The organism is Pseudomonas fluorescens, from assembly GCF_003732425.1.
GTDB lineage: Bacteria > Pseudomonadota > Gammaproteobacteria > Pseudomonadales > Pseudomonadaceae > Aquipseudomonas > Aquipseudomonas fluorescens_BE.
Genome location: NZ_MOBX01000004.1, coordinates 1 through 25,053, shown reverse-complemented (window position 1 = coordinate 25,053; position 25,053 = coordinate 1). Strand labels below are relative to the sequence as shown.

Sequence of the window (25,053 nt, the reverse complement as noted above, 5' to 3'; positions counted from 1 at the left end):
TCGCTGTGTACATATCCGTTGCTGCGGTAACGGCGGCTTAGGGTTCCGCCCTTACGGCGGGTCACTTTTTCCAAACGCCGAAAAAGTAACCAAAAAGGCTTGCTCCTACGTGCGGCCCGCTCGCTGGGGCTCGGGGTTCCTTCGCTCCGGGATCGATCCGGGCGCAGCGCCTACGGTTTGCTTCGCTGCACCTCCTCTCGCTGTGTTTGGCTGCGCCAAACGGTCGCTGCGCTCCCACCCCCGGATCAATCCCTCCACTCAGCCTTCCGACGTCGCCCGTGGATCAAGATCAAGATCAAGATCAAGAGCGGCAGCCGAGCTAACGCTCATCCTGTTGAGTGGTGAAGAGCGGGTGGGTCATAGCTTGGCTTTTCTGTGGGAGCTGGCTTGCCAGCGATGGCGGCCTGACAGCCGACCAAGGTTTGGCAGGCAGCATGCAATCCCATTGTAGGAGTGAGCCTGCTCGCGATGGCGGCTTCAGAGGTGACCATTTTCTAACTGAAAGCACTCAATCCAACTGTGGGAGCTAGCCTGCTGGCGATGAGGCCAGTCCATCCATCCGACGACTGAGATTGTTTAATTACGTGTCGAATAACCAGAACCTTCCCACAAGGTTTTCAGGTTGTCCGTCGGACGTGCGCTCTCTAGTCTTGGGTTGTCGCCGAAAACTCGGCGATCGGGTGTGAGAGCCCGTAGGAACTGTTAATCCAACACCAGTACCACCATAATTGCCGCCGGCTATTTGCTGCCCTGCAATTTTTATGGCGGCTGTGTGCGGGCGAACTTCGGTTCGGCCGGGCTTGTTCCTACCGGTTTCTCACTCCGCACATAGCTGCCACCACTCCGCCGCGTGAGAAACGGCACGTGTTGGCTTTTGACTAGGAACATTTCCATGACTAAGCCCGTACCCGATCCCCCCATCGAAACAACCCCACTCGAAGACGCCCTCCGCGCCGACGATCAAATCAAAACCCGCGAAGCCATCAAGCGCGCTCTCGATTTCTACCTCTGCCCCGAACCGGTCAAACCGCGTCAGCCCAGTACGATGTTCCTCATCCACCCGAACATCGACACCGAAAGCCTGCTCGCCCACGCCTGCGAATCGCTGGCTTCAGCCAATGTCATGGCCGCTGATCTGGCTGATCAGCTCAGTCGCCCGCAGCGCAGTAAGGCGCTGGCGATCCAGCAGATCGTCATGCTCGCCGAGCTGGCGGTAAACCGGGCGCTGGATCGGGTTGATCCGCAGACATAATCCGTCTGAACACCGCGTCATCGTTCTTCGCGAGCAGGCTCGCTCCCACAGTTTGAAACGCAGTCCACCTGTGGGAGCGAGCCTGCTCGCGAAGACGTCTGATTGGGCACCACATCTCTAACGGCCATTTGTTGTTAAGCAGTCCGCAAAAGGGACCGATCAGTCCCAATCAGGGACTATTTGCCTACTACGCTTCTCAAGATCCGTCTCTGCACGCGGATAAACATTGTGTAGCCCAGACCTTCACTGGGTCTCACTCCGGGAGTGTCTTGAAATGAAGCTGAAAACCGCTGTGCCGTATGTGCTCCTCTTGCTTCCACTCACCGCGTTCGCCGCGCCGGCCAGTCAATCCGGTGAGATCCGCTTCACCGGGCAAATCGTTGATTCGGGCTGTCAGGTCGGGCCGGTCGGGGCGTTTGTTGATCGTGAGTCTCGCCAGATCGAAATCAAGCCCGGCGTGAAAGTCGATGTCGACACTGAGCGCAACGCCTGCAGTCATCAGTCGCTGCCGATTTCCATGCGCTACGAAGCGCTGAAGACCTCGACTGACAAAGGCATCGTCACCATCACCTACCTGTAAACCGTTCGGCGTGCGCTGCAAATCTTCAGGTGCCGAGCCGTGGCGCGCAGGTATACTGCGCGCCTTCGCGGCTCACTGTTCGGGCCCGACTTTTTGCTTTCCGGAGCTTTTATGACTTCCCCGACCCTGCCGCCGGTTGACGACGCCGCGAGCGATGTCTCGGCTGATCTGGCCGATACCAGCGATACCAAGGCCGATATCCCGGCGTTCAAATTTCCGTTTAAGCCGGGCGAGCTGGCCTCAGCCAAAGGCTCGAACCAGCCGTGGTACAAGAACGGCGCCAAGAACGGCCACACCAAGACCCCGGGCATGGCGCCGCCGGGCACCCGTCGTTCGATGGGCAAGCGCTGAGTTTTATTCCCGCCTGCGTTCAACGCGGCGATTGATACTGCCTGTGCCGGACCTTTCGCTGGCAAGCCAGCTCCCACAGGGTTCTGTGTCGTACACAAATTATGTGAACGCCCGAGATACCTGTGGGAGCTAGCCTGCTAGCGATGAGGCCAGTTCGATCGCTGCAAAACCCCGATCAGGCCGCCCGCAGCGAGATAAACGCATACGTCTGCGCCGGCTCCGTCACCACCTGTGCCCCGGCCGCCAACACCTGCCCGGCCACATCATCGCCCGACAGATGAAACACCCACTCACTCGGCGCCATCGTCAACGGTTGGGCAGTCACCTGATCAATCACCGCCGCAAACGCCTCCATATTCGGCAAGTAGGCAGTAAACCCGTCGCCCTTTAGCGCTGTGGTACGAATCCCCAGCATCGCGCAGACCGCGTCTTTGATGCCGATGTCATCGCGATCGGCCTGGCGCGAACGTTGAATCAATTCAACCAGCTCCTGATCGACCAACTCGCCCCCGGCCATCAGCACCGGTCCCTGTTGCCACGACTCCGGCGGGCAATCCTTGGCAGCAGGGGTGAGCGGGATATGCGGATTGATTTCCGCCGGATAAATGCGGCACACCAACGGCCGTCGCTCGTAGATCCGGCACAGCTTGTCTTCGTCAAGATTCCGACAGGGGCCGATGTTGTACGCGGCGAAGGTGATTGCCACATGGGCGTCTGCCGCGCCGCTGCGAACAAGCGCCGAGCGACGTTCGGCATGTTCTCGTTGCTGCGCCGGCAAACCCAGGCCGTTGCTGAGAAAAGCCTCCACCAGCACAATCACTTGACCGCCATCCGCCGCCCACATGCGGGCTTCGGCCAGGGTCAGCGGGACATGGTGGTCGGTGCAGCATTTGCCGCAGCCTACGCAGGAAAACGTCGTATTCATCGAGCGATCTGTCTTCAATCAGGGTGTGAAACGGTGGCGGAAAACCACCGCACAGGCGCGGATCGAAGCAAGTTATGCGCCACTCACTGGGCTTTGGCGGTCGGACGGATCGAGTCCCACTCGGTGACGAAGGCGGTTTTCGATTGTTTGTTGTAAAGGCACAGCTCGGTGCCTTGCTGGCCTTTCATGTGTTTTTGCGGGTATTGGCCTTGCAGCAGGACAGCGGTGTAGCCGACACGGTCGTCGAATTGCGCGGGCGTGCCGACCGGTTTGGCGTTTTTCAGGCCGCTGGCCTTTGTGCAACTGGCGAGAACGGTTTTGTCGTAGGCGGCCCAGGCGTCAGGGCTGGAGGCGTGGGCCTGGGAGGTGAGGGCGGTGAGGCAGAGCAGGCTTAAGGTGAGGGCTTTCATGGTGGGTGTCCTTGGTCGTGGGTGGCCAAGGTTGGAGTCTGCCTAAAGAGTTTTGTTGCCTGGGACACCGCTAAAAGATCGCAGCCTTCGGCAGCTCCTACACGGATATGCGATTCCCTGTAGGAGCTGCCGAAGGCTGTGATCTTTTGACTTTAATCAGTCCGGCACCAGCTCGCGGCGGACCACATACATCCCGGCACTTTCATACAAGCGCTGCGCCCGCCGGTTGTCTTCCAGCACCTTCAGATCTACAAAACCTTCGCGCCGTTGCTGAAACACCTTGAATGCATTGAGCAACAACGCCCGGCCCAGTCCGCGCCCCTGCATGCGCGGATGCACCACCAGATTCTTGATATAGGCGCTGGTCCAGCATTGCGCCACACCGACCACGCCTTCGGCATCGTGGGCAATTAAACACAGGCTCGGATCGTATTCAGGATCGCTTTCGAACTGCCGCTGCCAGACCTCCAGTGCCGGCACCCGACCGCCACCTTCGCGATAACCGAGTTGCATCAAATGATGCACGTCCGCCGCCAGTTCGACGGAGTACGTGCACAGTTCAATGCCTTGGGGCAAGAGCGGCTGCGGCGCGTCCTTGGTCAGATCGCGCCGCATCAGAAAACAATACGTCTCGGCCAAAACTCAGTGCCCGTGGGCCGCGACGTGTTTGGCCGCTTCGATCAGGCAGTGGGTCAGTTCCGGCGAGGAGAACTTGGTCAGCACGCCATTCGCCCCGGCCAGCCGCGCTTTTTCGCTGTTCATCGCACTGTCGAGCGAGGTGTGCAGCAGCACATACAAATGGGCGAAGTCCGGGGTCTCGCGCAGAGTGCGGGTGAAAGCGTAGCCGTCCATTTCGGACATTTCGATGTCGGAGACGATCAGGTTGATCTGCTGGGCCGTGCCTTGCAGGTCGAGCAGGCAGTCGATGGCTTCCTTGGCGCTGCGTGCGGTGTGGCATTGCAGGCCAAGGTTGCGCAGGGTGTGTACTGATTGCTGCAGCGCCACCTGGCTGTCATCGACCACCAGAATCCGCGCGTTGCCGAGCACTTCGGCGTCTTCCATCGTCAGGTCGGTCGGGGCCATATCGATCTGCGCCGGGGCGATGCTGTGGATAACCTTTTCGATGTCCAGCACCTGCACCAGCGTGCCGTCCACCGAGGTCACGCCGGTGATATAGGCGCGCGAACCGCCGGAGCCGAACGGCGGTGGTTTGATGTCGGTGGTCAGGCAGTGGACGATTTTGCTCACCGCCTGCACGTGCAGACCCTGCTTGGAGCGGCTGACGTCGGTGACGATCAGGCAGCCGCCGTTCGGGTCTTCCAGCGGGCGTTCGCCGATGGCGCGGCTGAGGTCGATCACCGACAGCGAAGCACCGCGCAGGGTGGCGATGCCTTTCACGTGCGGGTGCGACTCCGGCAGTTTGGTCAGCGGCGGGCAGGGGATGATTTCACTGACTTTCAGCAGGTTGATCGCCATCAGCTTGCCGCTGCGCAAGGTAAACAGCAGAAGCGAAAGTGAGTCTGCGCGGGCTTTGGTGGAGGACATATGAACCTTCTGTGGAAAGGTGGTGGGCGAGGGTGCAAATCGCCAGAAACTATTGATGCCGGGTTATCGGCGTTAAAGGGGTGGGCTTTAGGTTAGTTGTCGGGTTGTGTTTCGATCAAAAGGCAAAGCCAAAGCCCCTCACCCCAGCCCTCTCCCAGAGGGAGAGGGGGCCGACCGCGGCGTCTGACGTTGTACATCGACCTGAATGACCGAGTCGATTATGGATTCGGTAAAGATCTTTCACGTCGGCAGAATTCTGCAATATCCCCCAATCAGTCCCCTCTCCTTCTGGGAGAGGGCTAGGGTGAGGGTGCTTTTAGCCTTTCATCCCCAACCGCTTGGCCATCCGCCCAAGATTCGCCCGATCCAGCCCCAACTCCCGCGCCGCACTCGCCCAGTTATCCTGATTGCGTTCCAGCGCTGCACTGATCAAACGCCGCTGATACTGCTCGGTCGCACTGCGCAGATCCCCGCTGATCAGCGGCATCTCAGGCACAACACCGGCAACCGGCTCAACCGAGTTATCCACAACATCACGCGGCAGATCCAGATCTGCCGCACTGAGGCTGAGAATCTTCGGCCGCACCTGGCAGTTGCCCAGCGCCTTCAACGCACTGCGCCCGATCAAGTGTTCCAGTTCACGCACATTGCCCGGCCAAGTGTAGGCGAGCAACGCTTCCTGGGCGTCGCTGCTCAGGCGCAGGCTGTTCAGGCCCATGCGCGAACGGTTCTGCTCAAGAAAGAAGCCACTGAGCAACAACACATCGCGGCCGCGATCACGCAGCGCTGGCACGCGTAGCGGGTACACGCTCAGGCGATGGTAAAAGTCGGCGCGATAGCGACCGCTGCGCACTTCTTCGGCCAGGTCACGGTTGGTCGCGGCAATCAGGCGCACATCGACCTGATGCTCCTTGTCCGAGCCCAAGCGCTGCAACTGGCCGCTCTGCAAAACGCGCAACAGTTTCGCCTGCACGGTCAGCGACAGTTCGCCGACTTCATCGAGAAACAGCGTGCCGCCATTGGCCAGTTCGAACTTGCCGCGACGGTCGCTGGTGGCGCCAGTGAAGGCGCCGCGCACGTGGCCGAACAGTTCGCTTTCTACAAGCGTATCCGGAAGCGCGGCACAGTTGAGGCTGATGATCGGTTGGTCGGCGCGCGGTGAAGCGGCGTGGATCGCCTGGGCGACCAACTCTTTGCCGACGCCGGTTTCGCCGGTAATCAACACGGTCAGATCGCTGCCGCCGACCAGATTGATTTCCTCCACCAGTTTTTTCAACGCCTTGCTCTGGCCGATCATCTCGCGGTGCTGCTGACCGCTGGCTTGGCGATAAACCTCGGCGCGCTGATGCTCGTCTTCTGCACGATTAGCCAAGCGCTGGATGCGTTCGGCGGCGTTGACCGTGGCTGAGGCGAGGCTGGCGAAGGCTTGCAGGGCGTCGAGTTCGATCGGTTCGAAACGCTCGGGATCGAGGGCGTCGAGGGTGATCAGGCCCCAGAGTTTTTCATCGACGAATAAAGGACAGCCGAGGCAATCGTGGACCTCGAGGTGTTCGTCGAGGCCGTCGACCAAGCCGTCATAAGGGTCGGGCAGGTCGCTGTCGGCGGCGAAGCGCGTGGGTCCGGCACCACTCAGCAGAATCTCGAAGCGCGGGTGCTCGCTGACTTTGAAGCGCCGACCGAGGGTGTCGGTGCTTAAACCGTCCACCGCCAGCGGCACCAGCGATTCACCGTCGAGACGCAACAACGCCGCCGCATCGCAGGGCAGCAGGGCGCGCATGGCTTCGAGCAAACGTCGATAACGCTCGCCCTCGGGCAATTCGCGAGACAGATCGGAAACTAAAGGCAGCAGGGCGGTGAGCAGGGATTTGGCGGTCATGGTCTTGTAGTCAAAGAGACAAGATGTAGTCGGGATGACTATAAGGCGCTTTGAGTCTTTATGACTACGTAAATTTCAAGCTATTGATTTATATGAATAAATTAGTTGGCACGAATACTGATAACCCTTAGGTAACTTTTCCAAGAAGCTCAGGAGTCACCTTATGCTTAGCGTTCAGGATCGTGCCATCGTCAAATCCACCGTGCCCCTGCTGGAAAGCGGCGGTGAAGCGCTGATCACTCATTTTTACCGCATGATGCTCTCTGAATACCCTGAAGTCCGCCCGCTGTTTAACCAGGCCCACCAGGCCAGCGGTGACCAGCCACGCGCCTTGGCCAACGGCGTGTTGATGTATGCGCGGCACATCGATCAGCTCGACCAGTTGGGCGATCTGGTGGTGAAGATCATCAACAAGCACGTCGCCCTGCAGATTCTCCCGGAGCACTACCCGATTGTCGGCGCCTGCCTGCTGCGGGCGATTTCCGAAGTGCTTGGCGAAGAGATCGCCACGCCAGAAGTGATGAGCGCCTGGGGCGCGGCGTACGGCCAACTGGCGGACATTCTGATCGGCGCCGAAACGGCGATCTACGACCAGAAAGAACACGCCGTTGGCGGCTGGCGCGGGGCGCGTGAGTTCATCGTCGCGGCCAGGGTCGAGGAGAGTGCGGAAATCGTTTCGTTCTACTTCGAGCCGGCAGACAAAGGCCCGATTCTCGCCGCCGAACCGGGTCAGTACATCGGCATGAAGCTGATCCTCGATGGCGAAGAGATCCGCCGCAACTACTCGCTGTCAGCCTTGGCGAACAACGGTCAATACCGCATCAGCGTCAAACGCGAACCGGGTGGCCGTGCCTCCAACCACTTACACGATCAACTGCAGGTCGGCGCGAGCATTCAACTGTTCCCGCCATCGGGTGAGTTCACCTTGACCGCCAGCGACAAACCGCTGGTGCTAATCAGTGGTGGCGTCGGCATCACGCCGACCCTGGCGATGCTTGAGGCAGCGCTGGAAACCGAGCGTCCGGTGCACTTTATCCACTGCGCGCGCAATGGCAGCGTGCATGCGTTCCGCGACTGGATTGATGAGCTGGCGACGCGTCATCCGCAACTCAAGCGTTTTTACTGCTACGCCGAAGATGACGGTGTGAGCCCGGCGGCGGACAAGGTCGGGATGCTGGATCAGGCGCTGCTGGGCGAGTGGTTGCCGGCTAAGCGTGATGTCGATGCGTACTTCCTTGGGCCGAAGGGTTTCATGGGGGCGATCAAACGGCATTTGAAAGCGCTGGGTGTACCGGAGAAGCAGAGCCGTTATGAGTTCTTCGGGCCGGCTGCGGCTTTGGAATAATCCAGAACCGGGTTGCCTTCATTCGCGAGCAGGCTCGCTCCCACAGGATTTGTGTTCGACGCAGGTCCAATGTGGGAGCGAGCCTGCTCGCGAAGGCCGTTATGCGGTGCTGATTATTAAAAAGTGTTTAAAGGTTAATCGTTTCTTAACCGGTTTATCGTTTATTCCCCGATGCTGATGATAGGCGCTCGTTCGTTTACATGATCAGGATCGCCCCCATGTCGCACTTCACCTTCGCCCGTCGTTTCAGCTTTGCAGCCATCGGTGTTTCCGCCGCGTTGCTGGTCAGTCCGTTTGCTTCTGCCGAATCTGCCTTGATAGAACCGCAGACCCTGATCGTCGATCAGAGCCTGCCCAAGGCGCAGGTTAAAGCCATGGCCTTGGCCGCGCGGCGTTATGGCAGTTTCTGGAATTCCGGTGAGGAGGCGTTGGCTACGGCGGCGTTGTCGCCGCAGTTTGTCGACCAGGCGCCGCCCGAAGGCCGGGTGCAGGGGCCGACCGGGCCGTTGCTGGCGTCGAAGTTCTTTCGCACGGCCGTCCCGGACTTGAGTTGCGACATCGAGCAAATGATCATCGCCGGTGATCGCGTGGTGGTGCATCTGCACTTTCGCGGGCACTTCAGCGGTACGTTCAAGGCTCTCAAAGGGCAGGGGCAGCGTGTAGACTTCCGGGCAACCGATATCTATCAGATCGACAACGGTCGCATCGCGGCCAATTGGCATATCGAAGACAACATCAGCTTGATGGCGCAGCTGCAAGCGCAGCCGCCGGCCAGCTGAACCATGGACATAAAAGGGAAACGCGATGAGCGAGGAAACGATTCGACTGGGACGTGAGCGGCGCTTTCTGGTGCTGCTGGGCATCATCTGCCTGGCACTGATCGGCGGTGCTTTGTACATGCAGATCGTGCTCGGCGAGGCGCCGTGCCCACTGTGCATTTTGCAGCGCTACGCGTTGCTGCTGATCGCGCTGTTCGCGTTCATCGGCGCGTTCATGCGCAGCCGTCGCAGCATCACCGTGTTCGAAGTGCTGGTGGTGATTTGTGCGATTGCCGGGGCCGGTGTGGCCGGGCATCACGTGTACACCCAGTTCTATCCGGCGGTGAGCTGTGGCATCGATGTACTGCAGCCGATTGTCGATGATCTGCCGCTGGCGAAGATCTTCCCGCTGGGCTTCCAGGTCGACGGTTTCTGCTCGACGCCGTACCCGCCGATCCTTGGCTTGTCGTTGGCGCAATGGGCGCTGGTGGCGTTCGTGCTGGTGGTGATTCTGGTACCGCTGCTGACCTCGCGTAACCGAAAAGCACTGCGCTGAGTCAACTATTCGGCTGTCTGGCCGATACAGAAAACGCCTCGATTTGCGGATCAGCCAATCGGGGCGTTTTGCATTTCAGAGTGTTGGTGAAAACACCGTGACGGACGGCAAGGGAGGGTGTGGCAGGTGTGCGACATGTTGTCACATACGTGGTGTCGCAGGCCGCTTCGATGACCCGGAATCGGCCGTTGTTACAAAAAAGGATTGGTCAGTTTCGCGGTTTTTCGGCTTTAGCACGCGAGTGCCAGAGCAGGCACTTTTAACAAGCGCGGGTATATGGCCAAAAGCCTTGGGTTATCGGGCTTTGCGCTGTTCCAGCGTTCGGAAATAGCCTTCAGAGCTGTCTGAACTGACGCGGGTACACCTACATTTTTTGGTGTTTTTGTTGAGAATCTATTTCGATAACATGTGGAACTTTTGCAAAAATGGCGATGGATTGTTGCTCGAACGGATAAAAATTATTTCGGGATAAGACATGGTGTATAGGGCGCTACCTATCTACAATCGCCCGCACTGAATTCCCGGCACTGTTCAGCCTTTATTAAGGAGGCGAGCAGGAAGTCGGGTGTCGAGTGAGTCGAAAGGCTTTCAAGACACCCAGGTGTCGGTGCCTTCCAACTTTCCGCACCAAATGGAATTGGTCTGTAACAAGGCCTTTGACCACGAATTCGAATAAGAACTGACCGCTGTCCCAGGTTTTGTCGAGCGACTGACGCGCGACGGGCGGCCCTTATTCAATCCAAAGAAAATGCCAACCCTTGGCAGGGTGAAGTGTTGGCGATCAAAACCCAACTGCATTGCGCAAGCTGCTTTAGAGGTCGTGAGATGAGTAAAAACAGGTACCCCAGATTACTAGGCTTAGTGCCGCTGCTCGGCACGTTGTTGCTGGGAGGCTGCAACATGACCTTGCTCAATCCAACGGGCCAGGTTGGCCTGGAACAGCGAAACCTGATCATCACCGCGACCCTGCTGATGCTGTTGGTCGTCGTGCCGGTTATCGTCATGACCTTCCTGTTCGCCTGGAAGTACCGCGCGTCGAACAAGAACGCCGTCTACACCCCGAAATGGTCGCACTCGACCAAAATCGAAGTGGCAGTCTGGACCATCCCGGTCCTGATCATCATTGCCCTGGGTTACATCACCTACATTTCGACCCACGAACTGGACCCGTATCGTCCGATTCAGTCCGACGTCAAGCCAGTGACCATCGAAGTGGTCGCGCTGGACTGGAAGTGGCTGTTCATCTACCCGGAACAAGGCATCGCCACGGTCAACAAGATCGTGTTCCCGGCGCACACGCCAATCAACTTCAAGATCACCTCTGACGCTGTGATGAACTCGTTCTTCATCCCGGGTCTGGGCGGCCAGATCTACGCGATGGCGGGCATGCAGACCAAGCTGCACCTGATCGCTGACCGTAACGCTGAAATGGACGGTATCTCCGCCAACTACAGCGGCGCGGGTTTCACCGGCATGAAGTTCAAAGCTATCTCCACCACTCAGGAAGATTTCGACGCCTGGGTAAGTGAAGTCAAGAAGTCACCTAAACAGCTTGATCAAGCTGAATACGCGGCCCTTGCCAAACCGAGCCAGAACAACCCAGTCGAGCTCTACTCCTCGGTCACGCCGAACCAGTTCCAGATCATCGTCGACAAGTACGAAGGTATGAAGCCGGGCAAGCCGCTGAAGCACGAGAAGAAAGAGAAAGAAGTGGCGGCCACGGAAATTGACTCGAGTTCGCATTCAGCTGCCGGGGCAGAGGAGTAAACGATGTTTGGTAAATTAAGTTGGGAAGCAGTCCCATTCCACGAGCCGATCGTGATGGTGACCATCGCCATGATCGCCCTCGGTGGTCTGGCGCTGTTCGCTGCAATCACCTACTTCAAGAAGTGGACCTACTTGTGGACCGAGTGGCTGACTTCGGTCGACCACAAGAAAATCGGCGTGATGTACATCATCGTTGCCATGGTCATGCTGCTGCGCGGTTTTGCCGACGCCATCATGATGCGTACCCAGTTGGCCATGGCCACCGAGGGTTCGCCTGGCTACCTGCCACCTGAACACTATGACCAGATCTTCACCGCTCACGGTGTGATCATGATCATCTTCATGGCGATGCCATTCTTCACCGGCCTGATGAACCTTGCAGTGCCGCTGCAGATCGGCGCGCGTGACGTTGCGTTCCCGTTCCTGAACTCCCTGAGCTTCTGGCTGCTGGTATCCGGCGTTGTGCTGATCAACCTGTCCCTGGGCGTCGGCGAATTCGCCAAGACCGGTTGGGTTGCGTATCCACCGCTGTCGGGTCTGCAATACAGCCCTGGCGTGGGCATGGACTACTACATCTGGGCGCTACAGCTATCCGGGTTAGGTACGACGCTAACGGGGGTTAACTTCCTCGCGACCGTACTGAAAATGCGTACCCCTGGCATGAAACTGATGGACATGCCGATCTTCACCTGGACCTGCACCTGGGCAAACGTTCTGATCGTGGCTTCGTTCCCGATCCTGACCGCTACCCTGGCACTGCTGACCCTTGACCGTTACATGGATTTCCACATTTTCACCAATGAACTTGGTGGCAATCCAATGATGTACGTCAACCTGTTCTGGGCCTGGGGCCACCCTGAGGTATACATCCTGATCCTGCCGGCATTCGGCATCTTCTCGGAAGTGATCTCGGCGTTCACCGGCAAGAAACTGTTCGGCCACCACTCGATGATCTACGCCTCGGGCGCGATCTCGGTACTGGGCTTCATGGTTTGGCTGCACCACTTCTTCACCATGGGTTCGGGTGCCAGCGTCAACGCCTTCTTCGGTCTGGCGACGATGCTGATTTCCATCCCGACGGGTGTGAAACTGTTCAACTGGTTGTTCACCATCTACCAGGGCCGTCTGCGCTTCACCAGCCAGGTTCTGTGGACCCTGGGCTTCATGGTGACCTTCGCCATCGGCGGCATGACCGGCGTACTGCTGGCCATCCCGGGTGCTGACTTCGTGCTGCACAACAGCCTGTTCGTGATCGCACACTTCCACAACGTGATCATCGGCGGTGCGGTATTCGGTTACATCGCTGGTTTCGCGTTCTACTTCCCGAAAGCGTTCGGCTTCAAGCTGCACGAAGGCTGGGGTAAAGCAGCGTTCTGGTTCTGGATCTCGGGCTTCTTCGTCGCGTTCATGCCGCTCTATGCACTGGGCTTCATGGGCATGACCCGTCGTCTGAACGCCACCACCAACCCTGAGTGGGTACCGTACCTGTACGTTGCCATGTTCGGTGCGGTGATGATCGCTGTCGGTATCGCCTGCCAACTGATCCAGCTGTACGTCAGTGTGCGTGACCGCAACAAGCCAGAGAACGTTTGCGATCACGGTGACCCGTGGAATGCACACACCCTGGAATGGTCGACCTCGTCGCCACCTCCGTTCTACAACTTTGCCGTGCTGCCTAAGGCTGACTGCATCGACCCGTTCACCGAAGCCAAGGAAAATGGTACTGCGTACCAGCGTCCGGCCAAGTACGAGCCGATCCACATGCCGAACAACACTGCCACTGGCGTGGTGATGGGCGCACTGTTGACCGTCTTCGGTTTCGCGATGATCTGGCACATCTGGTGGTTGGCGATCGCCAGCCTGGCCGGCACCGTCATCTACTTCGTGATCCACGCTGCACGTGACGACCAGGGCTATATGGTTCCGGTTGAAACGATCGAGCGCATCGAAGCCGAGCAGCACAAGCGTCTGGTCGCGGCAGGGAAAATCCCGGCCGGTGCCACCCGTGTTGAAACCTCGTTGGAACAGGCTTAAACCATGTCGAACTTAGTGACCAATGTTGGACACGCCCATGGTGACCATGGGCACGATGACCATCACCACGACTCGGGCGAGATGACCGTATACGGTTTCTGGCTCTACCTGATGACCGACTGCATTCTGTTTGCGTCGATCTTCGCGGTGTACGCAGTACTGGTAAACAACGTTGCCGGTGGCCCGTCGGGCCACGACATCTTCGAACTGCCATACGTGCTGGGCGAAACCGCTCTGCTGTTGTTCAGTTCGATCACCTACGGCTTCGCCATGCTGGCGTTGTACAAAGGCAAGAAGCAGCAGGTTCTGGGTTGGTTGTTCATGACCTTCCTGCTCGGCGCAGGCTTTATCGCCATGGAGATCAACGAGTTCCACCTGCTGATCTCCGAGGGCTTCGGTCCTAGCCGTTCGGGCTTCCTGTCCGCGTTCTTCACCCTGGTCGGTACCCACGGTCTGCACGTGTCGGCGGGTCTGATCTGGATGGGCATCATGATGTACCAGGTCAACAAGCACGGCCTGACGGCGACCAACAAGACCCGTCTGAGCTGCCTGAGCCTGTTCTGGCACTTCCTGGACGTGGTGTGGATCTGCGTATTCACCGTTGTTTACCTGATGGGGACTCTGTAATGGCTAATGCACACTCCCATGACAGCCATGATGCTGGCCACGGCAGCGTAAAGTCGTACGCCATCGGCTTCATCCTGTCGGTGATCCTGACCGTGATTCCTTTCGGTCTGGTGATGTACCCGAGCCTGCCGAAAGCCACCACGCTGGCAATCGTTCTGTTGTTCGCCGTGATCCAGGTGATCGTTCACCTGTATTACTTCCTGCACCTGGACCGTTCCATTGCTCAGCGTAACAACGTGATCGCGTTCGTCTTCACGGCCATCGTGATCCTGCTGCTGGTTGGCCTGTCGTTGTGGATCATGTTCAGCATCCACACGTTCATGATGGCGAAGTGAGGTAAGACCCGATGTCGCTCAAGCACTTTATCCAAATCACCAAACCGGGGATCATTTTCGGTAACGTGCTTTCTGTGGCAGGCGGGTTCTTCCTGGCCTCGAAAGGGCATGTCGATTTGGCCGTGTTTCTGGCAGCCATGATCGGCACCTCCCTGGTTGTAGCCTCCGGTTGCGTGTTCAACAACTGCATCGACCGCGACATCGACCTGAAGATGGAACGCACTAAAAACCGGGTGCTGGTGCAGGGCTTGATCTCCCTGAAACTGGCCCTGGTCTACGCGACCATCCTTGGTGTTCTCGGCGTTGCGTTGTTGTACAAGGTGGCCAACCCGTTGGCCGCGTTGTTCGCGGTCATCGGCTTCATCATCTACGTCGGCTTCTACAGCCTGTACCTAAAGCGCAAGTCGGTTCACGGCACGCTGGTGGGCAGTCTGTCGGGCGCCATGCCGCCAGTGATCGGTTACGTTGCCGTAACCAACAGCTTCGACATGGCCGCGCTGACCCTGCTGGTGATGTTCAGCCTGTGGCAGATGCCGCATTCCTACGCCATCGCGATCTTCCGCTTCAACGATTACCTGGCCGCATCGATTCCGGTGTTGCCAGTGAAGCGCGGGATTCAAGTGGCCAAGAAGCACATCCTGCTCTACATCCTGGCGTTCCTCGTAGCGACCTTGATGCTGACCTTCAGCGGTTACGCTGGCATGAGCTATCTCGCGGTGGCTGCGGCCATGGGCATGTACTGGTTGTACATGGCCTGGACCGGCTACAAGGCAGTGGATGACACGGTCTGGGCACGCAAGCTGTTCGTGTTCTCGATCTTCACCATCACTGCGTTGAGCGTCATGATGTCCCTGGACTTCAAGGTGCCTGCAGAGTTGCTGCTGACGTACGCGCCGTAAGGCTCAAAGGCTAAAGAAAAACCCCGCACATTGAGAGATGTGCGGGGTTTTTTGTTGGGTGGATTATGCTGATTTGATGTGCCGCCATTCGCGAGCAGGCTCGCTCCCACATGTGATCGACGCAGATCACATGTGGGAGCGAGCCTGCTCGCGAATCGCAACGTCACTGAATGTGCTGGGTTGCCGGTTGCAGACTTCCGGTAAACCTCCTAGATTTGGATCCAGCCATGACAGTGATAGCGCCATGCCATTTACTGGTGCTCAACTGTCTCAACCTGCGGTACTTCATGCACTGATCAAAAGGCTGGGCGAAATGACTGAGAGGATGACCTGCGACGAGCGTTTTATTGCCCTGGCCCAAGAGCTGAACTATGACATTTATGGCGAGAACACCGCCGGCGGCAACTATGCGCCGCTGATCCGTCATCACGATGAGTTGTACATCAGCGGCATGGTGCCGCGCACTAACGGCAAGATTCAGTACCCGGGTCGCGTCGGTCTGGAGCTGACCCTCAAAGATGCGCAAGCCGCCGCGAGCATCAGCGCGATGCGTTGTCTGGCGCTGATCGTCGATGCCGTCGGTTCGCTGGACAAGATCAAGGCACTGTTGCGGGTCACCGTGTACGTGAAGTCGACGCCAGACTTCGTTGACCTGAGCGAAGTCGCCAACGGTGCCTCGGACGTGTTCAGTCATGTGCTCGGCGATGCCGGCCGGCACACGCGCAGCACGGTCGGTGTGTATCAGTTGCCGAAGAACGCGGCGATTGAGGTCGATATGATCGTCGCGCTGCATTCGGGCGCATAACCCTCGAAAGCCGGACAACAAAAAGCCCCGCCTGAATCTCAGCGCGGGGCTTTTTTCGTACAGCGGCTGCGGTATTACTGCGCGGCGATACTGTAGCCATCGAACGCGGTCTGCTGTTGCAGCGCGGTGATGATGTTCTTGCGGTTGACGGCTTGTTCAGTGCCGGCGTTGTCGAGGAACGTTTCGCTTTCCAGCTCTGCTTCTTCGCCTTCGCCAACGAAGGTGAAGCCGAGGAACTCCAGCGCTGCGCGGTCAACATTCAGGCGCGAGCGAGGCGTGCGCAGCGGCAGGGTCACGCTGATGCCGTCCTTGCTGATGGTGAAGATCTCGACTTCTTTCTTCTTTGCAGCTTTGCCCTTGCCGCCGCTCGGGTTGCTGATCGCCTGATGGGTCTGGTTCAACACTTTGAGGGCCAGGCCATAAACAATTTCCTGGAACGCCGGATCGTCCTTGAAGCTGGACAGGATACGGCCGATCGAGAACTTGCTGCTGAGGTCTTCAAGGGCGGCGAGGTCAGCGGCTTCGGCATCTTTCAGGGCTTTGAGCTGGCCCATCAGTTCGTAGGCCTTGTCGTCATCGAAGCTGTCGTGAGCCTGACGGATCGCCGCGCGCAGTTCGCGGATCTGGTCGCTTTCGCGGGTCGACTGGAACGCGTCCAGGACCATCTCGCTGATGATTTTGGCTTGTGGCAGGTGTTGTGAAAGATTGATGGAGTTTTCGTATTCCGCTTTGGACGATTCGGTGACTACGGATTCAGCGGTGTTGAAATCGGACATTGAAATTTCACTACTTTTTAACTTGAGTGGAGATGAGAAAACCCAAGGGCTTTTTCAGGCCGACTAATTTAGGGGAGCGCGGCGGCGTTGTCACGGAGCAACGGTCTGCCGGTCGAGTTTTTTCCCGGCGTGCGCTATTTCAGGCGCGGCCGTTCCATGGCAATCACCGAGGTCGCAAAACCCAGGCTGGCGAAAAAAGCCTCAGCGCCTTCGCGCCCGGCACGCAGCACCCAGGTGATATCCGGGTTGTCGCCCATGATGTACTCCACCAGTGCGCGGCCAATCCCTTCACGCCGATGCTGATCGTCGACCACCACCATCGACAGGTAGCCGTTGGACAAGCCATCGGTGATCCCGCGAGCGAAACCGATGATGCGCTCACCCTGGACGGCGACGGCGGTGCGCTGAGAGTGCGCGATCAACCGGGCGAAGTGTTCAGCTGAGCCGGTGCGATGGCCCCAGCCATGCTGCCCGAGAAACTGCCGCACCGATTCCGTTTCGGCGGGCAGCAAATCACGTACGTTGAGTGTGTTGTTCATCTGCCGTTCGGGTCCTTGTCTGCGATTCTTCATGGGAGGTTCGCGCAGATAACGTCAGGATTTCCCCCACGTCTGCATTGCAAACTCGACGAACCGGCGCAGTTTCGGCAAGCGATAGCGATCCGGCGCGTAGAGCAGATGCATCGGTCTGCTGGGCGGCTGGAAATCGGCAATCACCTTCACCAGTCGGCCGTCGCGCAGGTCTTGTTCCACCAGCGCATCCGGCAACATGACGATGCCCATGCCGGTGCGTGCCGCCTGATGCAAGCCGGCGGAGCTGTTGATCAGCATAGGTCCGCTGACGTCGACCATGATTTCCCCGTCGGGGCCGCTGAGGCGCCAGCGCTTTTCCACCGATTGCCAATCGTCGCCGGCGGGGTAGGCGAACGACAGGCAATCGTGTTGTTGCAGATCTTCCGGGGTTTTCGGCATGCCGCGCCGGGCGACGTATTGCGGTGAGGCGCACACGGTCAGGGTGTAGTCGATCAGGGGCCGGGCAATCAGGTTGGACTGGTCGAAATTGCCCAGGCGAAACGCCACATCGAGGCCGCTTTCCAGTAGATCGGGCCGGCTGTTGGTCAGCACCACATCGAGTTTGACCTGCGGGTACAGCAAGGAAAATTCGCTAAGCGCCGGCGCCAGCCGCTCGACGCCGAACGTCAGCGGCGCGGTGAGGCGCAGCATGCCCCGGGGTTGATCGAGGGTCTGCTCGGCGAGGCGTTCGGAGTCGGCGACCAATCCCAACACTTCCAGACAGCGCTGGTAATAAACACTGCCGAATTCAGTGAGTCGCTGACGTCGAGTGGTGCGTTGCAGCAGTTGCACGCCCAGCCGTCGTTCTAGCGCACGCAGATGATTGCCAACCATGGTCGTCGACATGTCGCACTGCAACGCGGCCGCCGTCATGCTCCCGGCTTCGACGACTTTGACGTACACGCTCATCGACTGGAACAGGTCCATTATCAAGCTCTGCTTTTAAATGAATGAAGTTTTGCCGAGTTTATCCAGTTTCGGTGGCTAACCATACTGCCAGCACACCGACCTTCACTGGAGTTTGAAGTCATGACCGCCGCCCTGATGAACACCTATCAACCGCTGGCCCTGAGTTTCACCAAGGGGCTCGGCACCCGCCTGTGGGATCAGGCCGGTCGCGAATATCTGGATGCGGTTGCCGGTGTGGCGGTGACCAACGTCGGCCACTCACACCCGCGGATCGTTTCAGCGATCAGCGAGCAGGCGGGATTGCTGCTGCACACCTCCAATCTGTACAGCATCGATTGGCAGCAACAACTGGCCAAGCGGCTGACTGAGCTGTCGGGCATGGAGCGCGCGTTCTTCAATAATTCCGGTGCCGAGGCCAATGAAACGGCGCTGAAACTGGCGCGTTTGTACGGCTGGCGCAAAGGCATCGAACAGCCGCTGGTAGTGGTCATGGCCAACGCGTTCCATGGCCGCACACTCGGCACCTTGTCGGCCAGCGATGGCCCGGCGGTGCGACTGGGCTTCAACGAATTGCCGGGGGATTTCCTCAAAGTGCCGTTCGGCGAACTCGCAGCGCTGGAGAAAATTCAGCGCAAGTACGGCGAGCGCATCGTGGCAATTCTGGTCGAGCCGATTCAGGGCGAAAGCGGCGTGCAACTCGCACCACCCGGTTACCTGAAAGCCCTGCGCGAACTGTGCAATCGCCATGCGTGGCTACTGATGCTCGATGAGATCCAGACCGGCATCGGCCGTACTGGGCGCTGGTTTGCGTTTCAACATGAAGGCATCGTCCCGGATGTCATGACTCTGGCCAAAGGACTGGGCAATGGCGTGCCGATCGGTGCTTGCCTGGCGCGGGGCCGGGCAGCAGATCTGTTCACCCCCGGCAGCCATGGCAGCACCTTCGGTGGCAACCCGCTGGCGTGCCGGGTCGGATGCACGGTGCTGGATATCATCGAAGAACAGGCACTGTTGGAAAACGCCCGGACTCAGGGTGATCGTCTGTTGACGCGGCTGCGTGCAGAGTTGGCGGACAATCCCAATGTCCTGGCGATTCGTGGTCAGGGTTTGATGATCGGCATCGAGCTGAAACAACCGGTGCGTGATCTGACCCTGATCGCGGCGCGGGATCACGGGCTGTTGATCAACGTCACGCGGGGCAAGACGATTCGGCTGCTGCCACCGTTGACGATTGATGAGCGGGAGGTGGAGATGATTGTCAGAGGTGTGGGGCGAGCACTGATCGCGCATTGATGGCTTGCAGGCAGTACTGTGGTAGCGAGCCTGCTCGCGAAGGCGGTCTATCAGTCAACACCTCTGCTGGATGATCGACCGCTTTCGCGAGCAGGCTCGCTCGCACATTCTCGGTGTAGGCCTTAGTCCGGATAATCCGCCAGATCCGGCGCCAGCATCCGTGTCTTCGCCGCGCCATTGGAGTTGTGCTGAATGATCTCGCGCGGCTGCCCCTGCTCATTGAAAAACACCTGACCGATCCCCGCCGAATTCCACAAGCGTTCGCCCGCCTCAGCGTGTTCTGGCGTGTACGGCACGATGCGCATGCGTCGGCGTTTGGTAAACCAGTTCAGCGGTGAGCGTGGCGAATAGAGCCAGCGGTTGAGACGGTCGAACCATTCCAGCAAGGTTTTCGGAAACTCATTCTTGATGCCGCTACTGGTGATCTGCCAGATCCGCGGACCGGCCTTGCGGTGGCGGATAAGCACTTCGTAGACGAAGGAATAATGCACGTCGCCGGACAGCACCACGTAGTTCCCGGGTGTGCGCGAGTGGCGGAAAATGTTCAGGATTACCTGCGCCGCACCGCGATGAGCCATCCAGTTTTCCGCGTCGACCAGCAGCGGGTAGCCGCACCAACTGAAGACCTTCTGCACCGTTTCAATCAGCTTCACACCGAAAATCGGCGCCGGCGACACGATGATTGCTGACGGATGATCGAGCAGCTCCTGTTGCAGTTCGCTCAGCGCCTCCCAATCGAGCAGGCCCGAGGGTTGCTTGAGCGTCATTTCACTGCGCCAGCGTCGGGTGCGGGTGTCGATGACCACCAGCGCCGGGCTGGTTGGCAGGACGAAATGCCATTGCTGAAAGCGCAGTAGCTCATCGATCAAATCGTCCTGCACCGGGCTGTCGAGATACTGATCATCACCGCTGGCACTCAACCGCGCAGTTTTCTCCAACACATCTTTGAACGCATCGGGGTTATTGCCCCAGCCCTGACACAACATATAGGCGATCAGCGCATTGCCGATAATGCGTTTGGAGAACGGATGGCCGTAGGCCGTTTCCTCCCATTGCGCGGACAGGTTCCAGTCATCTGTGATGTCGTGATCGTCGAAAATCATCAGGCTCGGCAGATGCGCCAGCGCGCGGGCGACCTTGCCCAATCCAGCCTTGAAGGCATCGATGCGGGTCTGTTCGAGGGTATAGCGCTTGAGGCGTTCGGGCGTCAGGTCGGGCGCGCGCGGATCGATCAGCGACCAGGCCGTTGGCGACCATACCAGTAAGTACATCGCCATGACTTCGGCGAACGTCACCAAGTGATTGTCAGCGCTGCTGCTGGTGAAAATCGGCTTACGCGCACCGCCGAAAAATCGCTCGCGCAACGTCTCGTTGCTCTCCAGTGCCGGTAACAAATCCGCACGGTGGTAGTAACTGGCCGGGTGCTCGTAGAGCTTGGCGCTGTCGCTGACCACGGCGCCTTCGAGGTGTTCGTCGAACAGGCCGAGCCGTTCGATCAAGGCATGAATCGCCCGCAACATCGGGCCGGCTACATCGTCGGCGTAGACCTGATCACCGCTCATCATCAGCAGCGCCGGCCGTTGTTGCGCATCGGTTTCCGTTGCCAGCAGTTGATCGACGCAAAGCAAACCATCCGCCGCCGGGTGATGCGGCTTACGGCAAGAGCCGTGCAGCAGTTGATCGATCCGCGAGCGCAGGACCAGGTTCGGGCTGACTGCATTGCCGTATAGCAGATGCGCCGCCCAGTCGGCGATGCCGGATGTGCTGTCGATCAACAGGTCATAGTCGATCCGCGTATCGCAGGGCAGGGCGCTGTCCAGAGCAACATCGATGAGATGAACGAACGCCTGGCGGCCTACGGGAATGACCGTGCATTTCCCGGCGTCGAGAGGAATGTCTCCCACACCTTGCAGGCGCAAGGTCAGCGCCAGTGGCCGCGTGCCGACCAACCACATGACCATGCGCGTTGGCTCCAGCCGTCGCAACAGCGGGCCGGCCAGGACAGGAGGCAGCGGGATCAGGTCAGCGGGTGTCGAAGACATCGAGGGCAAAGCTCAAGGCGCACAGGCCGGCGATGATAGCGCAGGCGGCGCCTTGAACCCTTAAATGAGCCTTAAGAGTCGGCTTTTTGCACTTTCAGCGCCAACAAACGCCATTGCGCAGGTAGTGCGTCAGTTCGCGGCTGTTCTTGCACGGAGCAATCGAAACGGTAGGTGACATCGTCGCCGTTCATGTTGCGCGCGGTGACGGTGTTGTTGAAGGTGTAGACCTGGTCCTTGAAGCGGTGGCTGACCAGCGCTTTGCTGTCAGCAAAGCGCGCCGAGGCGGGAAAGCGCAGCGTGCTGGTCACAAACGGGCTGCACATGACATACGCGATCATCGACTTGTCGGCCTGTGCGTCGCCGCGCAACTTCTTGTTCAACGCTGCCAGGGCCATGCGACCCTGATAGTCGCTTTGATCCAGCACGGTCTGTAAGCCGATTGATTTCGGCGCCCGGCTGGCGTAGTTCGGCAACAAGGCAGAGTCGGCAGGAGAAGGCTTGTCGTCCGGTTCGATGGCAGCAAAAACCGGCGCATCCTTCAGCTCGGCGGCGGGCGTGATTGACTCGGCTTCAGGCAATAGAGAGGTCGACTCGGCGACCTGCGTGTTTTCAGCCTGCGGCGCTTCGTAGTCATGCGACGAAGGAAACAACGACAGCGTGATCGACAGCACCACCATCGCAACAATGAAACCACCCGCTGCGCCAACGATGTTGCCGTAGAAAATATTCCAGCTGCCACGGTTCTTGACCACCCAGCGCCACATGAAACCCCAGACGGCAACAATCGCCAGAAAACGCAGAAACTCCATTCGATCCTTTCCTTAAACCTTCAAAACCTGAAATCAACGCACGCCCAAGGTGAACGCTGACGATGGGCGGCAAGATAACAAAACAGACGTGTATTGCCAGTGACGATAGCGGCGCTCAGTGAAAATTGAGCGCGAAAAACGCCAGTGTTGTCATACCAGCCGCTAACCCACAGACGCTGGCGAAAAGCTGGCGGGCCAACGGATGCTCTGGCCGAGGACGCCTGACCAGCCACATCCAGACACCCGCCAGCACGCCGAAAGTGCTGATCATCTGGAACACGCTACTGGCCAGGTTCTCGGGTGAAGGAGGCACGTGCGCCGGGAAAAGGCCCGAACAGATCACCGAAAAAATCATTGCGACGATGAAGCCGCTGGCGGCACCCGCCAGGTTGGCGAGTATCAGATTCCAGGCTCCACGGGTTTGCACCACCCATGCCCAAACGGCTGCCCAGACGAAAAAGTACAGCAAAGCCATCATGGTGTTTTCCCCCTGAAAATTGATCTCCATCGAGGCGTTGGTGTCCTCGTTATTGGCAGTGGACGGCAAGATAGCAAAATAGTAGCTTCGCGCCATCGCTCTATCTCAGTAACGGACTACCTATGCCTGTCAGCACCCACGCTATACGCCTGTTCTGCGTAATCACACTCGCCGTTGCAATGACCCCGGCATTCGCCGCCGTGCAAGAACACCCGGAAAACAGCTGGAAGTATTACGTCGGCAACTGCCAGCGGGTGCTGGAAAAAATGGCCGACGTATACAGCGGTCGCACCACGGCTTATGACGTGATGTTCGCGCTGGAAAGCAACCTGCGGACGATGAATGAACAACGCTCGAACCTGACGCCCAATCACCTGGGCTCGCGAGAATTCACCGAATGCGAAAACGTCGCGGGCCAGGCTGAAGCAATGATTGCCCAAGGCAAAGCCGAGTTCGCCGCGAAAATGCAAGGTGCTGCGGAGGAAGGTCGCATCGCCCACCAGAACTCCCCCGAATACCAACGCGCTCGCGCCCTCGGCTACAGCGACGTCGGTGACATCTCCTTCCTGAAACTGCACGAAGACACCGACGGCGAAGCACGCCTGAAAACCATGTTGATCACCGTCGACGAAATCTGCGGCCAATACTTCCGCGCCACGCAGTATATAAAGCCGTATGTGATCTACACCGTCAGGCCTTCGGATGGCGGTTGCGGTGAAGTTAAACGCGTGGCGGTGTTTGGCGGCCGCTCAGTGGAGAAGGGGGACTACATTGATGAGAAGGGCGAGTTTCAGTATCTGGGCTGGAAAAAGCTTGTCGGCGCGGATGGGTTTCCAACGGATATCCGGGTGCTGAAAGCCCGTCGTTGAAGCAAAGAAATACGGGGATGTTTTCTGGACGATGAGGATGGACAGATGATCGACTTCAACAACAAAGGCTTCTTCAAACTCAAGCAGAACGATGAGTACGCCGAGCGCGTCACCACCTTGTTGCTCGACGGGGAACAAGTGATCGACTCTTACAAGGCCATGCGTGATGGTGTGGTGTTTACCAACAAGCGCATTATCGCGGTCAACGTTCAAGGCATCACTGGCAGCAAGAAGGACTTCACGTCCTTGCCCTACAAGAACATCGTCGCGTATTCGGTGGAGACGTCGGGAACGTTCGATCTGGATTCAGAGCTGGAAATCTACTTTTCGTCGCTGGGGAAAGTGAAGTTCGAATTTACGGGGAAGACTTCGATGGTGGAGATATCGAAGTACATCTCAAAGCATCTTCTATAAAGGCACAGTCCAATCACAAGATGTCTTTCAAATAACCCTTGAGCGCGAGAAGCGGTTGATTCAACTGCTCCATCGACCGCACCTCGCTCAAATCGATGGACAATTTTTGCAACTCGCGCCCCAACGGTTTTTCGACACCGCCCAAGGCACCCATCGCCAAGCCCAGGCATTCGTTCATTTTTAACTGAATGGTCTCGACATCCCCGCGCCGCACCAGCAATTCGAAAACGTCTTTCTGGTAATCGCCCATGACCATGTCGTCCCGCAGGATCGGGCTCAGGCCTTCTTCCTCATACGCGAGTTTGAGGGAGAAAAGGGCGACTGTTTCCAGTGACGTTTCCATGATTTAAGTCCTAGGGGCTATTTTTGAGGTTTCGAAGGTGAGTCATCGTTCAGCAAGGCAATCAGGTCTGTCGGAGTTCGCCCTGCCGTTATAGGCAGCCATCGACCCGAGGCAGCGGGAAAACATTCTAAGATAGATGCGGCACTGAAAGTGGCTGCGAAAAACAGGCTCCCACGCAAAATCCGCTCTGCTGTCTAACCCGTCGTTCGCGAATTCACCCTAGAGGTGCGGACTTCAATCGGCTTCTACGTCTTTACACGGGATCAGATGGCCGCAGTCGCAGCCCGGCATTTCGGTCAGGGAAAAGAATTTCTTGAGGGGGGTTGACCAGGTACTTTAATGCTGTATTATTCGCCTCCCGCTGACGAGAGATCGGAAGCGCAAGTGGTTGAAGTTGTTGAAGAAATCTTCGAAAACTTCTGAAAATAACCACTTGACAGCAAATGAGGCTGCTGTAGAATGCGCGCCTCGGTTGAGACGAAA

27 protein-coding genes are annotated in these 25,053 nt (G+C 58.3%); 15 read left to right on the top strand and 12 right to left on the bottom strand.

Annotated features, from left to right (window positions below; all coding sequences use genetic code 11):
* The first annotated feature begins 892 nt into the window (after window positions 1-892).
* From BK670_RS07185 to BK670_RS07175, 3 genes are all read left to right on the top strand, one after another.
* Window positions 893-1,252, top strand: coding sequence for a DUF6124 family protein (locus BK670_RS07185; protein WP_123449223.1), 360 nt, complete (start codon window positions 893-895; stop codon window positions 1,250-1,252).
* 274 nt (window positions 1,253-1,526) lie between these two features.
* A complete protein-coding gene (locus tag BK670_RS07180) occupies window positions 1,527-1,832 on the top strand; it encodes a type 1 fimbrial protein (protein WP_123449222.1) in 306 nt (101 codons plus the stop codon).
* A gap of 111 nt (window positions 1,833-1,943) precedes the next feature.
* On the top strand, window positions 1,944-2,183 hold the full coding sequence (locus tag BK670_RS07175) for a hypothetical protein (protein WP_123449221.1): 240 nt from the start codon (window positions 1,944-1,946) through the stop codon (window positions 2,181-2,183).
* A 175-nt stretch (window positions 2,184-2,358) separates the two neighbouring features.
* On the opposite strand, the gene BK670_RS07170 is transcribed toward BK670_RS07175, so the two are convergent.
* The 5 genes from BK670_RS07170 to norR form a co-directional block, all read right to left on the bottom strand.
* Complete coding sequence (locus BK670_RS07170; protein ID WP_123449220.1) at window positions 2,359-3,108, bottom strand: YkgJ family cysteine cluster protein; 750 nt, start codon at window positions 3,106-3,108, stop codon at window positions 2,359-2,361.
* Window positions 3,109-3,191: 83 nt separating this feature from the next.
* Window positions 3,192-3,518: a hypothetical protein gene (locus BK670_RS07165; RefSeq protein WP_123449219.1), complete on the bottom strand. Its 327-nt coding sequence runs from the start codon at window positions 3,516-3,518 to the stop codon at window positions 3,192-3,194.
* A gap of 156 nt (window positions 3,519-3,674) precedes the next feature.
* Complete coding sequence (locus tag BK670_RS07160) at window positions 3,675-4,133, bottom strand: GNAT family N-acetyltransferase (protein ID WP_123449218.1); 459 nt, start codon at window positions 4,131-4,133, stop codon at window positions 3,675-3,677.
* 27 nt (window positions 4,134-4,160) lie between these two features.
* Window positions 4,161-5,063 (bottom strand): chemotaxis protein CheV, encoded by a 903-nt coding sequence (locus BK670_RS07155; RefSeq protein ID WP_123449217.1) that lies wholly within the window; start codon window positions 5,061-5,063, stop codon window positions 4,161-4,163.
* Between the two features lie 316 nt (window positions 5,064-5,379).
* The gene (gene norR / locus BK670_RS07150) at window positions 5,380-6,939 is read right to left on the bottom strand and encodes a nitric oxide reductase transcriptional regulator NorR (protein ID WP_123449216.1); all 1,560 of its coding nucleotides are present in this window, start codon (window positions 6,937-6,939) and stop codon (window positions 5,380-5,382) included.
* A gap of 163 nt (window positions 6,940-7,102) precedes the next feature.
* Between norR and hmpA the strand changes: the two genes are divergently transcribed.
* From hmpA to BK670_RS07100, 9 genes are all read left to right on the top strand, one after another.
* Window positions 7,103-8,284: an NO-inducible flavohemoprotein gene (hmpA, locus tag BK670_RS07145; RefSeq protein WP_123449215.1), complete on the top strand. Its 1,182-nt coding sequence runs from the start codon at window positions 7,103-7,105 to the stop codon at window positions 8,282-8,284.
* A gap of 218 nt (window positions 8,285-8,502) precedes the next feature.
* Complete coding sequence (locus tag BK670_RS07140; RefSeq protein WP_123449214.1) at window positions 8,503-9,063, top strand: ester cyclase; 561 nt, start codon at window positions 8,503-8,505, stop codon at window positions 9,061-9,063.
* 25 nt (window positions 9,064-9,088) lie between these two features.
* Window positions 9,089-9,598 carry a disulfide bond formation protein B gene (locus BK670_RS07135; protein ID WP_123449213.1) on the top strand — a complete coding sequence of 170 codons (510 nt, stop codon included), beginning with the start codon at window positions 9,089-9,091 and terminating at the stop codon, window positions 9,596-9,598.
* A gap of 825 nt (window positions 9,599-10,423) precedes the next feature.
* A complete protein-coding gene (gene cyoA / locus BK670_RS07125) occupies window positions 10,424-11,365 on the top strand; it encodes a ubiquinol oxidase subunit II (RefSeq protein ID WP_007916947.1) in 942 nt (313 codons plus the stop codon).
* A 3-nt stretch (window positions 11,366-11,368) separates the two neighbouring features.
* Entirely contained in the window at window positions 11,369-13,399 is a 2,031-nt protein-coding gene (gene cyoB / locus BK670_RS07120) for a cytochrome o ubiquinol oxidase subunit I (RefSeq protein WP_007916945.1), read from the top strand.
* A 3-nt stretch (window positions 13,400-13,402) separates the two neighbouring features.
* Window positions 13,403-14,026: a cytochrome o ubiquinol oxidase subunit III gene (gene cyoC, locus BK670_RS07115; RefSeq protein ID WP_003227982.1), complete on the top strand. Its 624-nt coding sequence runs from the start codon at window positions 13,403-13,405 to the stop codon at window positions 14,024-14,026.
* Window positions 14,026-14,361: a cytochrome o ubiquinol oxidase subunit IV gene (cyoD, locus tag BK670_RS07110; protein WP_123449212.1), complete on the top strand. Its 336-nt coding sequence runs from the start codon at window positions 14,026-14,028 to the stop codon at window positions 14,359-14,361. The genes cyoC and cyoD overlap by 1 nt, the downstream gene beginning before the upstream one ends.
* An 11-nt stretch (window positions 14,362-14,372) precedes the next feature.
* Window positions 14,373-15,260, top strand: coding sequence for a heme o synthase (cyoE, locus tag BK670_RS07105; protein WP_007916939.1), 888 nt, complete (start codon window positions 14,373-14,375; stop codon window positions 15,258-15,260).
* Window positions 15,261-15,573: 313 nt separating this feature from the next.
* Complete coding sequence (locus BK670_RS07100; RefSeq protein ID WP_123449211.1) at window positions 15,574-16,065, top strand: RidA family protein; 492 nt, start codon at window positions 15,574-15,576, stop codon at window positions 16,063-16,065.
* A gap of 74 nt (window positions 16,066-16,139) precedes the next feature.
* On the opposite strand, the gene BK670_RS07095 is transcribed toward BK670_RS07100, so the two are convergent.
* From BK670_RS07095 to BK670_RS07085, 3 genes are all read right to left on the bottom strand, one after another.
* Entirely contained in the window at window positions 16,140-16,841 is a 702-nt protein-coding gene (locus BK670_RS07095) for a hypothetical protein (protein WP_123449210.1), read from the bottom strand.
* 134 nt (window positions 16,842-16,975) lie between these two features.
* On the bottom strand, window positions 16,976-17,380 hold the full coding sequence (locus BK670_RS07090) for a GNAT family N-acetyltransferase (RefSeq protein ID WP_123449209.1): 405 nt from the start codon (window positions 17,378-17,380) through the stop codon (window positions 16,976-16,978).
* Window positions 17,381-17,434: 54 nt separating this feature from the next.
* The gene (locus BK670_RS07085; protein ID WP_123449208.1) at window positions 17,435-18,340 is read right to left on the bottom strand and encodes a LysR family transcriptional regulator; all 906 of its coding nucleotides are present in this window, start codon (window positions 18,338-18,340) and stop codon (window positions 17,435-17,437) included.
* Between the two features lie 102 nt (window positions 18,341-18,442).
* Here BK670_RS07085 and BK670_RS07080 point away from each other — a divergent pair, with 102 nt between their 5' ends.
* A complete protein-coding gene (locus tag BK670_RS07080; protein WP_123449207.1) occupies window positions 18,443-19,615 on the top strand; it encodes an aspartate aminotransferase family protein in 1,173 nt (390 codons plus the stop codon).
* A 122-nt stretch (window positions 19,616-19,737) separates the two neighbouring features.
* On the opposite strand, the gene BK670_RS07075 is transcribed toward BK670_RS07080, so the two are convergent.
* The 3 genes from BK670_RS07075 to BK670_RS07065 all read right to left on the bottom strand — a co-directional run bounded on the left by BK670_RS07075 (window position 19,738) and on the right by BK670_RS07065 (window position 23,040).
* Window positions 19,738-21,657, bottom strand: a complete 1,920-nt coding sequence (locus tag BK670_RS07075; protein WP_123449206.1) for an alkaline phosphatase D family protein — start codon at window positions 21,655-21,657, stop codon at window positions 19,738-19,740.
* A 71-nt stretch (window positions 21,658-21,728) separates the two neighbouring features.
* Entirely contained in the window at window positions 21,729-22,466 is a 738-nt protein-coding gene (locus BK670_RS07070; RefSeq protein WP_123449205.1) for a hypothetical protein, read from the bottom strand.
* Between the two features lie 115 nt (window positions 22,467-22,581).
* Window positions 22,582-23,040, bottom strand: coding sequence for a hypothetical protein (locus BK670_RS07065; protein ID WP_259697537.1), 459 nt, complete (start codon window positions 23,038-23,040; stop codon window positions 22,582-22,584).
* A 26-nt stretch (window positions 23,041-23,066) separates the two neighbouring features.
* Here BK670_RS07065 and BK670_RS07060 point away from each other — a divergent pair, with 26 nt between their 5' ends.
* On the top strand, window positions 23,067-23,813 hold the full coding sequence (locus BK670_RS07060) for a hypothetical protein (RefSeq protein WP_123449204.1): 747 nt from the start codon (window positions 23,067-23,069) through the stop codon (window positions 23,811-23,813).
* 45 nt (window positions 23,814-23,858) lie between these two features.
* Window positions 23,859-24,227 carry a PH domain-containing protein gene (locus tag BK670_RS07055; RefSeq protein WP_123449203.1) on the top strand — a complete coding sequence of 123 codons (369 nt, stop codon included), beginning with the start codon at window positions 23,859-23,861 and terminating at the stop codon, window positions 24,225-24,227.
* Between the two features lie 13 nt (window positions 24,228-24,240).
* On the opposite strand, the gene BK670_RS07050 is transcribed toward BK670_RS07055, so the two are convergent.
* Window positions 24,241-24,570, bottom strand: a complete 330-nt coding sequence (locus BK670_RS07050; RefSeq protein ID WP_123449202.1) for a hypothetical protein — start codon at window positions 24,568-24,570, stop codon at window positions 24,241-24,243.
* Window positions 24,571-25,053 lie beyond the last annotated feature (483 nt).